This window comes from Empedobacter sp. R132-2 (assembly GCF_030324375.1).
Classification (GTDB): domain Bacteria; phylum Bacteroidota; class Bacteroidia; order Flavobacteriales; family Weeksellaceae; genus Empedobacter; species Empedobacter falsenii_B.
In genome coordinates this window covers 62,740-75,072 of record NZ_JACAGG010000013.1, presented here as the reverse complement: position 1 = coordinate 75,072, position 12,333 = coordinate 62,740, and the positions used below count along the sequence as shown (strand labels likewise).

Genomic DNA, 12,333 nt, shown 5'->3' with positions numbered 1-12,333 from the left:
TACAAATACGAATATATGTACTGTTTAAAATAAAATTTTATTGGTCTAATCCTGTATCATTTTTTCAGGACGTTACATGTAATTCTAAGATAATCTAATAATCCAACACAATTTTCTTTGGAAAACTGCGCGCCTTTCAATTGATTATCATTCGGATTTATCGTGAAATTATAAGCCGTTTTGAAGTTGGCTTGCTTTAAATTGGTCTGATAGAAAATGGTGTGAGCCAAATTACAATTCATAAAATAAGCTTGACTAAGATCTGCGAAAGAAAATTCTACATTTTGTAAAGAACAATTGCTAAACTTTGTCTTTTTTAGCGGTAATTCATAAAAAGATGAGTCGTTTAACGTACAATTTTCAAATGAAATGCTTAACCCAAATTTGTTCGAATTTTCGAGATTAAAACCTATCATTTTACAATTCATAAACTCAACTTGCTGAAAGCTTGTGTTTTCTAAAGTTACATTACTCAAATTACATTCGATAAATTGACATTGAATAAATTTGATATCGCTTAAATCTAATCCATTCAAATCACAATTTATAAACTCGCAATTCTCGTATTCACCAGATATATTTTGATTTTCTGAGAAATTAATTTGTTCAAATTTTTCTTCGAAATGATAATCCATAAGTTATTTTTTTACGATTAAGTTTTTTAGAGCTAACCAAAAAATCATCACAATCATGTCAATGTAAATAGTAACTTTTAATTGATCGATTTGCGAACAAAGATTTTTTCCTGTTATAGTAGAAATACAAGTGTCAACTCCGTCGGTTTCATATTTTATACTAACCATAGTGTTAATAATCATGTAAAAAACAACAGGAATAATCAGAATAATTATTGCTAAAATAATGTTGTAATATCTTTTTGAGATCATAATTAATCTTCGAATGTAACTTCTATTTCTTGTCCAAATTGTAAGATATAACCATTGTTGTCGTAAATCGCAAACTCGCGCATATCCCATTCAAAAGTCTCAATTTCATATACAACTTCGCAATCATTTTTTACTTGATTCCACAACTCGTCTACATTGTCTACAACAAAATAAAAAGAACCTGTGAAATTAGCTCGTTCAAAATCTGCTCCTTCATTTGGATAAGCCAACATAATTTCTACATCGTCTTTTTGCAAGCAAGCCCAAATCCAATCTTCATTTTGATCAGCAATTTTAAATCCTAATTTTTTATAGAATTTTGTTGTTTTTTGTAAATCTTTCGTCCAAATTATTGGGCGCAAACTTTTAAAAGCCATGTTATATTATTTTGGATAAAATTACTTCAATTTTTCTTAAGTCTCAATTCCATTTTAAATGATAATTATGCTATTTATTCATATTATTTTAGCGAAAGTTGATTCCATAAAAAAACTCCTAACAAGTAGAAGTTTTATTCTCTAAATCAAAACTGATTTATGGATTATATTTTTTGTTCAATGCTTTCAAGATTGCCCAAGTTTCAGCATCTACAACTCCATCGTATTTTTCTGGACGGAAATGCATCTGAAATGCCACAATCGCATTCTTAGTTTGTGCATCTATCATTCCATTTGTAGGAACGTTGTAACCATATTTCTTAAGATCAGTTTGCACTTGTGTGATAAAAACCGAACTTGTCGTATCCCAAGGATATTGTTGCATAAACACATATTTGTCAGCATCATCGTACCACGCACCAACACCATAATCTGTGTATAATTTTTTCCAAGGGAAAAGTGGTCCTGGATCTGGCTTTCTACCTGGCGCAACATCCGCATGCCCAATTACATTAAAAGGAGAAATATTATAACGTTTTACAATATCTTGCGCTAATTCACCCACTTTTTTGATTTGATAATCTGGATAAGGCGTGTAATTTGGATAAGCATCTGTTCCTTTGTTTCCAAGATTCACGATTTCGATACCAATAGAAGAAAAGTTTAGATTATCTAACCCTTTCCAGCTACTAACACCAGCATGCCATGCACGTTTTGTTTCGTCAACTAAAAGATTAATTGTTTTGTCATCATAATCATTTACCAAATAATGCGCACTTACATCTTTCTGAGTCAATACTTTTAACGATAACTCTGTATTGATTGCTGTGTAGTGTAACACCAAAAATCGCACACGCTCATCTTGAGAAATAGATGGATAATAATCTGTTGTTACCTTGTACTTGTCGAGTTTTGCAGCTCGAGTCATTTCCGGTTGATCTGTTTTTGAATTAATAATGACTGTGTCACGAATTACTTTTGTAATTGTTTTTGGTGGAACTTTTTTAGTTGCACAACTAGCCAAAATAAAAAAACAAGAAATTGCGGAAAATACTAATCCTTTAAAATTCATTCTTTTAGTTCTAAATAGTCTTTTGAATAGCCAAAATTAAGCCAAATAATTTAATTTTTTTTCTAAAAAGACTTGTTTTGCAATAAAAGTCAATATATATTTGCAACCGCTTTATGAGACTAATCAGTCTTATTTTTAAAAGTTAGGAGAGGTGCCAGAGCGGTAATGGAGCAGATTGCTAATCTGTCATCGGGAAACCGATGCCAGGGTTCGAGTCCCTGTCTCTCCGCATTTTTTTTGAATGACCGAATCGGGGTGTAGCGTAGCCCGGTCATCGCGCCTGCTTTGGGAGCAGGAGGTCGCAGGTTCGAATCCTGCCACCCCGACGAATTTTAGTAATAGAATTTTGGATTGGTCCAGTAGCTCAGCTGGATAGAGCAACTGCCTTCTAAGCAGTAGGTCTCAGGTTCGAATCCTGACTGGATCACAATCTAAAGAAAACCCATACTGATTATCAGTATGGGTTTTTTGTTTATTACTGCTTCAATACAATCAAATTTTAAGCAAAATTGTAAATCACTATTTTCAGTGAGATGCTTTCTGTAAAGTTTACTTATTTTTATTCAAATAAATTGTATGAATCAGCCAACCAAAATCAACATATCAAGAGTATTTATAGGATTGACAATATTCTTCTTTCTATGCTTTATTGTTATGTATAGTATTGATGGAACTGAAATAGCAAGAAATCAAAATTTTATGTTCGATTTTATAGCTATTACTGGATTTGGGTCTTTTATTTTATGTCCACTTTTTTCAGTAATATCCATTATTTTTAACTATAAAAATAGGATATTATATCTTGTATTACTTTTAAGTTTTATTCCTTTTTTTGGAATTTTAAAACTATTTGAAGGTGCTAATTTCGGAGGAAGTTTTTAATAAATTTTCGTCTTTTATTGATTTTTCAAAAAACGAAGATTCATAAAGATACTAAAAAGTTAGAATAATTATAAAAAAAACATTTTTTGTGTCCGTATTTGTCCTATCATTATTTATTCAATTAGTAAAAAGAAAAATTCTTTTTTATGCCTCTATTTATCATCGTTTTGAGCGATATGAATTTTTAGTTGTTTTTTAGTTTGTTCGATTGTTGTTCGACCATTCTTCGACCGTTGTTCGACGAAACGGCATTTTCGTCGAACAACGGTCGAAGAAACCTCGAAGGAAAGTAGGAGAAAAAATGTAGAATTCTATTTTTTCAACAATGGATATTGTGTTGTTATTTAATTGTGTTTTTAGAGAAAATTATTTCAGCATATTATTGTAAAAAATCTTTTCCTTTTTCACTCAATTGTTTAAAGTTAATTGCAGGAATAGTTGGATTCAATTTAGATTTGAAATTAGTCACACTTGGCGTTTCAAAAAAATCTAATTCGTACAAACCATCTTCCACGAATTGACAATCATCGGTTAAAATATAGATTTTAGGAAAACTTGGTTTTCGTTCTATTTTTACTTTTTTGATGTTATTTTGATCAGTAAAAACTTCTCCTTTCTTTGTGTTCGCCATTGTTTCTTATTTAGAGAACAAATTTCTTAATAAAATTGAATATTTAAAAAATCAATCCGTAATATTCAAAATATTTCTACCTTCGTTACAAATAAAACCACGTGAAATATACAATTCAAGCAATACTTTTGTTTTTTGTTTTAGGATTAACAAGTTGTTTACCAACCAAAACAGTTTCCGAAACTAAAGTTGTGACTTCAGAAATTAGCGATTTGTCGGGTAAATGGAATATAAATGATGGAGGAGATTACATTATTTTTGAAGATGCAACGAAAAAAATGGTAATGAAAACGGTTTGCGGAATTATTACGGCTGATTATACCAAAATAGATCAAGCTATAATTTTTAATCATTTAAAACAAGTGAATTCTGATTGCGAAATTCCTCAAAATTTGATTCAAAATTTGCAAAAAACTGCATATTTTAAAGTAAAATCATCAAATCAAATTACTTTTTATGATGAAGCTCATCAAGAAAAGTTAACTTTGAAATTAATAAAGTAAATCGCCTAGAAAAATATATTATGCTTAGCATAATTTTTTATTAAATTTGTCTAAATTTCTAATGTTGAAGAAAATTTTAAGTTATCCGTTATCTATAATCTTTTATATTTTTTATGGATTAACGTTGTTGGTAATGCATGTTGTGCAATGGTTGTGCTACAATTTGGGAGGTTATGCTGCTCATCACAAAAGTGTAAAAGTGATGAATGGTCTTTTGGTTTTTTGGACAAGAATTTTAGGTACAACGTATACCTATAAAGGAAGAGAAAATTTGAAACAAAATGTACCATTGATTTTTGTGAGTAATCACCAAAGTATGTATGATATTTCTCCGTTGGAATATGATTTGGCTGATTATCATCCTAAGTTTATTTCGAAAATAGAATTGGGAAAAGGAATTCCCAGTGTATCGTACAATTTAACGCATGGAGGTTCTGCATTAATCGATCGTAAGAACGGAAAACAAGCAATAGAGGAAATAAAAAAATTAGCGCAATACATTCAGAAAAATAATTATTCAGCTATTATTTTTCCAGAAGGTACAAGAAGCAAAAATGGAGTACCAAAGGCTTTCAAAGAAAATGGATTGAAAGTTTTGACGAAATATGCTAAAGACGCTTATGTTGTTCCCGTTACGCTAAATAATACGTGGGAAATAGAAAAGTGGGGTAAATTCCCGATGTATTTGGGCGCGAAAGTAACGATACAATACCATAAACCCTTAAAAGTGAGTGACTATAAGTTTGATGAAATATTCGAGCTTACCGAAAAAACTGTAAAAAGTAGTATAACCGCATAAAATAATTATATGTCAATAAATAATGTTCGCCTGGAAGTAATGCAATTTCTTGAGAAAGATATTGATGCTTATATGGACAAATTCTTAGTTCCAGCCGATAAAATTTGGCAACCAACAGATTTTTTACCGAATTCTCAAACAGATTCTTTTTTTGACGAAATCAAAGAATTACAAGAGCTTTCGAAAGATTTGCCAGATGATTTCTGGATTACATTGATTGGTGATACCATTACCGAGGAAGCTTTGCCAACCTACGAATCTTGGTTGATGCAAATGGACGGTGTGGTAGATGAAGAAGGAAATTACCTAGAAAATGGTTGGGCAAAATGGATTCGCCATTGGACAGGAGAGGAAAATCGTCACGGTGATGTTTTGAATAAATTTTTGTATTTATCAGGACGTATCAATATGCGCGAGGTTGAAGTAACAACGCAACATTTGATAAATGACGGTTTCGACATTGGAACAGCACACGATCCTTACAAAAACTTTGTTTACACAAGTTTTCAAGAATTAGCAACTTATGTATCGCACAATAATGTATCAGCAATTGCAAAAAAATACGGAGCGAAAAAATTATCGCGTATGTGTAAAATTATTGCAGGAGATGAAATGCGTCACCATTTAGCTTACACAGAGTTCGTTCGTCGTATCTTCGAAGCTGATCCTTCTGAAATGATGTTAGCTGTTCAACATATGTTCAAACTTAAAATTGTAATGCCAGCGCATTTCTTAAGAGCTTCTGGTGAAGAAAGAGGAACTTTGTTTGATGCGTTTTCAGATGCAGCGCAACGCATTAATGTGTACACAGCGTTTGATTACATCGATATTATGCGAAAATTAATTGAAGCTTGGCAATTAGATAAAATCTCTGGATTGAATGCTGAGGCTGAAAAAGCAAGAGATTATATCATGAAATTCCCAGATAGAATGGATAGAATTTCGCAACGTATTGTAATTCCTGAAGTAGGACCACAATTCAAGTGGTTAGTTCCTGCGACAGCTAAATAGAAAATCAATTTTATTAAGATGTATATCAAGATTGTTTTACTTTTTCTATTTATAATTTCATGTTCAAATATTGATAGGTTAAATTATCCATCTAATATTAATGAAATTAAAGAAGTTATATTAGAAAGACCTGATAGTAATTCAAATGGAAAATTTTCAGAAATAAAACAATTAAATGACAATCAGATAAAACAACTTTTAGTTATTTTAAATAAAGCTAAACAAATAGATTCTAAAAATTTTGATGAAGATTTTCAAATTATTTTTTCAACAGAGTCTGGAACTAAAAGAATTATGGTAAGGGGTAATAAAATTAAAAATTTTGATAGTAATAAAGTTTATCAAATACCGAATGTAGATTATTTGAATAATTTTTGAAAATCACATATAATCAAAATCATATAAAAAGAGGCAATTCAAAATCGAATTGCCTCTTTTTTTTAGTAACTTTAACCAACAAACAAATTATAAACAACTACTTATGGACGATTTTATTGCTGCCAGAAGTCAAATGGCGATGTCGCTTGCCTTTCACATTGTTTTTTCGTGTGTTGGAATGGTGATGCCGTTTATGATGGCAATCGCTCACTACAAATACCTCAAAACTAAAAACGAAATTTACAAAGGGTTAACCAAAGCTTGGAGTAAGGGAGTTGCAATTTTATTTGCTACGGGAGCAGTTTCTGGTACAATGCTTTCGTTTGAGTTAGGATTATTGTTTCCTAAATTTATGGAACACGCTGGACCAATTTTCGGAATGCCATTTTCGTTAGAAGGAACAGCTTTTTTTATTGAAGCCATTGCTTTAGGTTTTTTCCTTTATGGTTGGGACAAATTCAATAAATGGTTTCATTGGATTTGTGGTGTAATTGTAGGGATTAGTGGTTTAGCTTCAGGGATTTTGGTTGTTGCTGCAAATGCTTGGATGAATTCTCCGTCAGGTTTCGATTTTATAAATGGCGAATATTTAAACATAGATCCTGTAAAAGCTATGTTCAACGATGCGTGGTTTTCACAAGCGTTGCACATGACAATTGCAGCTTTTTGTGCGACTGGATTTGCGGTTGCGGGTTTACATGCTTATCTTATTTTGAAAGGTAAGAATGTAAATTTTCATCGCGAAGCATTCAAAATTAGTTCTGTTTTAGCGATTACAGCAGCAATGTTAGCACCTTTGAGTGGTGATATTTCGGCGAAAGATGTAGCAAAACGTCAACCGATTAAATTGGCTGCGATGGAAGCGCATTTCAAAACAGAAGAAAGTGCTTCATTTGTTTTGGGTGGAATAGTGGACGAATCAAAAGAAGAGATTAAATATGCGATAAAAGTTCCGGGTGTATTGAGTTTCTTGGTTCATTCAGATTTCAAAACACCTGTAAAAGGTCTAGAAGAATTTCCGAAAGATGAATGGCCGCCTGTGGCAGTTGTACATTATGCTTTTCAGATTATGATAACATTCGGAATGTTGATGATGGGAATAGCTGTTATTTATTTGATTGCGCAATTTTTTAAGAAAGATTGGCGAACAAAACGCTGGTTTTATAAATTGTTTATGATTGCGACACCTTTCGGATACATCGCTTTAGAAGCAGGTTGGACGGTAACAGAAGTCGGTCGTCAACCGTGGATTATTTACGGAATTATGCGAACGGTAGATTCCATCACGCCAATGCCAGGAATACAATATTCGTTTTACATTTTCACGTTTGTATTCATTACATTGTCCATTATTTTAGTGTTCTTAATGAATCGACAAATACAAATGGTTGCGAAGCTTTACGATCCAGAAGATCCAAATTATAAACCAGAAAAACATTAAGTATGATTTACGTAGTAATAGCATTTTTGTGGGTTGCCATCTGTTTATATTTAATTTTAGGTGGAGCAGATTTCGGTGCTGGAATTGTCGAATTATTCTCTGAAAAGAGTTACAAAAAACGTACGCAGAAGATTATGTACAATTCGATTGGACCTATTTGGGAAGCAAATCATATGTGGTTAATCATTGCCATTGTAATTTTGTTTGTCGGTTTTCCTAAGGTTTATGCAGATGTTTCTAATTATTTACATATTCCGTTAGTGATTATGTTGTTAGGAATCATAGCGCGTGGAACATCGTTTACGTTTAGAAATTATGATGCAATCAATGATAAATGGCACAATCTGTACGATGTCATTTTTACCTATTCAAGTGTTGTGACGCCTTTGTTTTTGGGAATAATTGCAGGATCTATCGTTTCAGGAAGTATTGATGATAATGCATTTTCGTTTCAAGATGCATATATATTTTCGTGGCTAAGTTGGTTTAATTTTTCAGTTGGAATTTTTACTGTTGTGATTTGTGCTTTCTTGGCTTCGGTTTATTCAATTCAAACTGTTAAAAACGAAGAAGATAAAGTGATTTTAAGAAAACGTGCGAAGCTTTATACAGCTTTAATTTTTGTTGCTGGTGCATTGGTATTTGCAGTTTCACTTTGGAAAAACATTCCATTATTTAGTTGGATAACATCAGAAATTTACGGTTATATCGCAATTGCAATTGCTTCAATTTCGATTGTATTATTACTTTCAGCCTTAAATAAAGCGAAGGATTCTTTGTTGAAAGTTTACGCAGGAATTATTGTGATGATGATTTTATTTGCGGCAACTTATTCGCATTTTCCAAATTTGGTATTATTTAAAGATGGTTCAACATTATCTTTATTAACAGATTACGGTGCGTTGAGTACGATAAATATGTTAGCTTGGGCATTATTACTCGGCTCGATATTTATTTTACCATTCTTGTTTTACTTGATTTATTCATTCAATCAAAAACAAAAAATATAAATATCCGTTCCAAATTTTATTACAAACATACTTGTTTGTAATGTTTGTCAAGAAGATTTTATTACAAACACATCTGTTTACAATCAACTGAGTCCTCGGGATAGGATAAACATAGCTGTTTGTAATTAACCGAGCCTTAGAAAAGAACAAGTGAATTTGATAAATGAAATAAATCTATTTAAATCTTTAGAACAAGGATGATAAGAGAAGAGCCTTATTTCAATTCGAAATAAGGCTCTTTTATTTTAATTATGTTTTGCTTGCCATTCAGCAATTTCTTGCTCATTCAGCAAACAAGAGTTTAATTCTTGTGTAACTTTTTCTTTATCCAAACCTTGTCCAATGAAAACAAGTTCTATCATTCGATCTCCCCATTCTTTCGACCATTTGGCTTCAATCGTTTTTTGATTAAATTGATACGCTGCAAACTGAATTCTTTCGTCATATGGCATCGAGCACCACCAAGCCCCCGCAGGATCAATTCGGATACTACCACCAGCTTGACTCAAGAAAATAGCTTCATCAGGACGATTTGCTAACCAAAATAAACCTTTTGAACGGTAAATTGTTGCTGGAAAATTATCATTCAAATAGGTTAAAAAACGTTCTGCATGAAATGGAATTTTTTGTCTGTAAACAAAAGAAGTCATTCCATATTTTTCTTCCAAATGATCGTGGTGTTCGTGTGTACAATGTTCGCCACATTCTTGATCATGGTCGTGATGATGGTGATGGTGATGTTCCTCTTTTTCTTGCTCTTCTAATAATTTTACCCAGGCGTCTATATCCTGAATTTTTTCGAAATCGAATAGATTGGTATTCAAAATTTCAGTTAATTCAACGTGAGAAAAACTTGCAGGAATTATTTTAGCAGAAGGATTTAATTTTGTCACAAACGCTTCAATATTCATCAACGTTTCTTCTTCAACCAAATCCATTTTATTTAGAATAATCACATTCGAAAATTCAATTTGATCGATTAAAAGATTTACAATCGGACGATTATCGTCTCTATTTTCTGTGAAACCACGATCAAAAACATCTTCATCAGTTCCTAAATTTTTGAAGAAATTATAAGCGTCAACTACAGTTACCAACGTATCTAAACGCGCAACTTTTGGCAAATCAATTTTACCATCTGGCGAAACAAAATCCAATGACTGCGCAATAGGACCTGGATCAGAAATACCAGAACTTTCGATAACCAAATAATCATATTTCCCTGATTGTGCCAACTTCTCTATTTCTACGATCAAATCTTCTCGTAATTCACAACAAACGCAACCGTTGCTTAATTCAACCAATTTTTCATCCGTTTGAATTAAATCATTTTCGCGAGAAACCATTTGCGCATCAATATTTACTGCGCCCATATCGTTCACGATAACTGCTACTTTTAGTCCTTTTTTATTGTGTAATATATGATTAAGAAGTGTCGTTTTTCCGCTTCCAAGAAATCCAGAAAGTACCGTTACAGGTAGTCTATTTTTCATAATTTATGCTTAAAAATATGCTACAAAGTTACGTTTTTATCACGCAAATTTTTGTGTAGAATCATCTATAAATTTTATAATGTTCTGTTAAGAATTTAATAATAAATCACTGTTAGAAAGATTTCTTTTATTTTTGTTCAAAATCAAATAAAATAATGTTTGTTTATAGTGTTATCACGTCAATAATTATTTCAATCGTACTTGAAATTTACCTGTATTATAATTTTAAAAAATTCATTCAAAATAAGTATATTCTTTTCGGGAATATGCTTTTGTGGTTACTTGTTTTGGGTAATTTTGGATATAATCTAATCTTTTTTGATCGTAATGTTGGTCAAACGCAAACGACAATGTGGGCAACAGGTTTGTTTATGTTGTTTGGTTTTCCTCGAATTATTTTGGTTCTATTTTTCTTGGTTCAAGATATTTTTAGAGGCTTTGGGTGGCTATTTAATCGTGCAACAAATCATCAAACAAAAGAAGATTCTTATTTACCTTCTCGTCGAAAATTTGTAATGATTTCTGGATTAATAGTAGCTTCAATACCTTTTTTTAGTTTGATTTATGGAATGACTTTAGGAAAATATAATTTCAAGGTAATCAAGAAAAAATTGGCATATCAACGTTTACCAAAATCGTTTGATGGTTTCAAGATTTTACATATAACGGATATTCATTCGGGAAGTTTGGACAATCGTGAGAAAATAGAATATGCAGTGGATTTAATTAATCAACAAGAGTTTGATATACTATTGTTTACGGGTGATATTGTGAATAATTTTCATTGGGAAATGGACAAATGGTACGATGTTTTTTCTAAAATAAAACAAGCGCCGCACGGAAATTTTGCAGTGCTAGGAAATCATGATTATGGAGAATATTCGGATTGGAAAACGGAGGAAGAAAAGCAAGATAATTTTGAGAAAATTAAAGCGATTTTCCCTAAGATTGGAATGAAATTATTATTGAATGAAAACCGATTTATTACAAAGAATGGTGAAAAAATTGCATTGATTGGCGTTCAGAATTGGGGAACACGATTTAAGAAATTAGGTGATATTGATGCAGCTTCGAATTATGTAAATACAGAAGATTTTAAAATTGTGATGTCTCATGATCCTTCGCATTGGAATGAGATATTGAAAAATCATCCGAAACATTTTGACTTGACTTTGTCTGGACATACGCATGGAATGCAATTAGGAATTGAAGTTCCGAAAATTGGTTTGCGTTGGAGTCCGGCGCAATATGTGTATCCGCAATGGGCAGGTTTTTATGATTTTGAAGGAAAGATTATCAATGTAAATCGCGGATTTGGTTATCATTTTTACCCAGGAAGAGTAGGGGTTTGGCCAGAAATAACATTAATAGAGTTGATATCAGTATAAAGTATTAGGAAGAAGCAATCAAAGTTTTTGGTTGCTTTTTTAATGTATATCAATTCTGAAAACAGATTTTTATAGGATTATTGTCATAAAAAAAGAAATAATATGAATGAAGAATTAATTCCTTTACAGGTTGTAAAAAATGAATCAACTTTTCGCTTTGAGCTGAATGTTGATGGATACATCGCTTTTATAGATTATAAACAAGAAGATGATATTATCAAATTGATTCATACCGAAGTTCCTGAAGAATTAGGAGGAAGAGGCGTTGCAGCTGCTTTGGTAGAAAAAACATTGGTTTATTTGGAGGAACATAAAAATCCTTTGTTTCCGTATTGTCCTTATGTGTATGCCTACATCAAAAAGCATCCGGAATGGAAACGAATTGTTCATCCTAAATTCCCAAAATATAATGAATTGTAATCGGTTAACGAATGAGATTATAATAAGAAATGCGACCTTAA

At 31.8% G+C, this 12,333-nt stretch carries 15 protein-coding genes and 3 tRNA genes; 12 read left to right on the top strand and 6 right to left on the bottom strand.

Annotation, left to right across the window (positions count from 1 at the left end):
- Positions 1 to 56: 56 nt before the first annotated feature.
- The 4 genes from HXZ69_RS08090 to HXZ69_RS08075 form a co-directional block, all read right to left on the bottom strand.
- On the bottom strand, positions 57 to 635 hold the full coding sequence (locus HXZ69_RS08090) for a pentapeptide repeat-containing protein (RefSeq protein WP_286495598.1): 579 nt from the start codon (positions 633 to 635) through the stop codon (positions 57 to 59).
- Between the two features lie 3 nt (positions 636 to 638).
- On the bottom strand, positions 639 to 887 hold the full coding sequence (locus HXZ69_RS08085; protein ID WP_280061978.1) for a hypothetical protein: 249 nt from the start codon (positions 885 to 887) through the stop codon (positions 639 to 641).
- Between the two features lie 2 nt (positions 888 to 889).
- Positions 890 to 1,264 (bottom strand): VOC family protein, encoded by a 375-nt coding sequence (locus tag HXZ69_RS08080; protein WP_280061977.1) that lies wholly within the window; start codon positions 1,262 to 1,264, stop codon positions 890 to 892.
- A 157-nt stretch (positions 1,265 to 1,421) separates the two neighbouring features.
- On the bottom strand, positions 1,422 to 2,336 hold the full coding sequence (locus HXZ69_RS08075) for an N-acetylmuramoyl-L-alanine amidase (protein WP_280061976.1): 915 nt from the start codon (positions 2,334 to 2,336) through the stop codon (positions 1,422 to 1,424).
- Between the two features lie 145 nt (positions 2,337 to 2,481).
- Here HXZ69_RS08075 and HXZ69_RS08070 point away from each other — a divergent pair.
- The 4 genes from HXZ69_RS08070 to HXZ69_RS08055 all read left to right on the top strand — a co-directional run bounded on the left by HXZ69_RS08070 (position 2,482) and on the right by HXZ69_RS08055 (position 3,218).
- A tRNA-Ser gene (locus HXZ69_RS08070) sits at positions 2,482 to 2,565 on the top strand.
- Between the two features lie 22 nt (positions 2,566 to 2,587).
- Positions 2,588 to 2,662 (top strand) — tRNA-Pro (locus tag HXZ69_RS08065).
- Between the two features lie 27 nt (positions 2,663 to 2,689).
- Positions 2,690 to 2,763, top strand: a tRNA-Arg gene (locus HXZ69_RS08060).
- 149 nt (positions 2,764 to 2,912) lie between these two features.
- Positions 2,913 to 3,218 carry a hypothetical protein gene (locus HXZ69_RS08055; protein WP_180906354.1) on the top strand — a complete coding sequence of 102 codons (306 nt, stop codon included), beginning with the start codon at positions 2,913 to 2,915 and terminating at the stop codon, positions 3,216 to 3,218.
- Between the two features lie 379 nt (positions 3,219 to 3,597).
- Here HXZ69_RS08055 and HXZ69_RS08050 read toward each other — a convergent pair whose 3' ends face one another.
- Positions 3,598 to 3,849: a hypothetical protein gene (locus tag HXZ69_RS08050; RefSeq protein ID WP_219034183.1), complete on the bottom strand. Its 252-nt coding sequence runs from the start codon at positions 3,847 to 3,849 to the stop codon at positions 3,598 to 3,600.
- 101 nt (positions 3,850 to 3,950) lie between these two features.
- Here HXZ69_RS08050 and HXZ69_RS08045 point away from each other — a divergent pair, with 101 nt between their 5' ends.
- From HXZ69_RS08045 to HXZ69_RS08020, 6 genes are all read left to right on the top strand, one after another.
- Positions 3,951 to 4,352 carry a hypothetical protein gene (locus HXZ69_RS08045; protein WP_221855789.1) on the top strand — a complete coding sequence of 134 codons (402 nt, stop codon included), beginning with the start codon at positions 3,951 to 3,953 and terminating at the stop codon, positions 4,350 to 4,352.
- A gap of 64 nt (positions 4,353 to 4,416) precedes the next feature.
- Positions 4,417 to 5,151: a lysophospholipid acyltransferase family protein gene (locus tag HXZ69_RS08040; RefSeq protein ID WP_125350403.1), complete on the top strand. Its 735-nt coding sequence runs from the start codon at positions 4,417 to 4,419 to the stop codon at positions 5,149 to 5,151.
- A gap of 9 nt (positions 5,152 to 5,160) precedes the next feature.
- Complete coding sequence (locus HXZ69_RS08035; protein ID WP_286495596.1) at positions 5,161 to 6,162, top strand: acyl-ACP desaturase; 1,002 nt, start codon at positions 5,161 to 5,163, stop codon at positions 6,160 to 6,162.
- An 18-nt stretch (positions 6,163 to 6,180) separates the two neighbouring features.
- Positions 6,181 to 6,540 carry a hypothetical protein gene (locus HXZ69_RS08030; protein ID WP_125350396.1) on the top strand — a complete coding sequence of 120 codons (360 nt, stop codon included), beginning with the start codon at positions 6,181 to 6,183 and terminating at the stop codon, positions 6,538 to 6,540.
- A gap of 103 nt (positions 6,541 to 6,643) precedes the next feature.
- Positions 6,644 to 7,981, top strand: coding sequence for a cytochrome ubiquinol oxidase subunit I (locus HXZ69_RS08025; protein ID WP_114999963.1), 1,338 nt, complete (start codon positions 6,644 to 6,646; stop codon positions 7,979 to 7,981).
- 2 nt (positions 7,982 to 7,983) lie between these two features.
- The gene (locus HXZ69_RS08020; RefSeq protein WP_284583858.1) at positions 7,984 to 8,991 is read left to right on the top strand and encodes a cytochrome d ubiquinol oxidase subunit II; all 1,008 of its coding nucleotides are present in this window, start codon (positions 7,984 to 7,986) and stop codon (positions 8,989 to 8,991) included.
- A gap of 245 nt (positions 8,992 to 9,236) precedes the next feature.
- On the opposite strand, the gene HXZ69_RS08015 is transcribed toward HXZ69_RS08020, so the two are convergent.
- On the bottom strand, positions 9,237 to 10,484 hold the full coding sequence (locus HXZ69_RS08015) for a GTP-binding protein (protein WP_284583857.1): 1,248 nt from the start codon (positions 10,482 to 10,484) through the stop codon (positions 9,237 to 9,239).
- Positions 10,485 to 10,639: 155 nt separating this feature from the next.
- Here HXZ69_RS08015 and HXZ69_RS08010 point away from each other — a divergent pair, with 155 nt between their 5' ends.
- A complete protein-coding gene (locus HXZ69_RS08010) occupies positions 10,640 to 11,872 on the top strand; it encodes a metallophosphoesterase (protein WP_286495595.1) in 1,233 nt (410 codons plus the stop codon).
- 102 nt (positions 11,873 to 11,974) lie between these two features.
- Positions 11,975 to 12,292, top strand: coding sequence for a GNAT family N-acetyltransferase (locus HXZ69_RS08005; protein ID WP_286495594.1), 318 nt, complete (start codon positions 11,975 to 11,977; stop codon positions 12,290 to 12,292).
- The last annotated feature ends 41 nt before the right edge of the window (positions 12,293 to 12,333 follow it).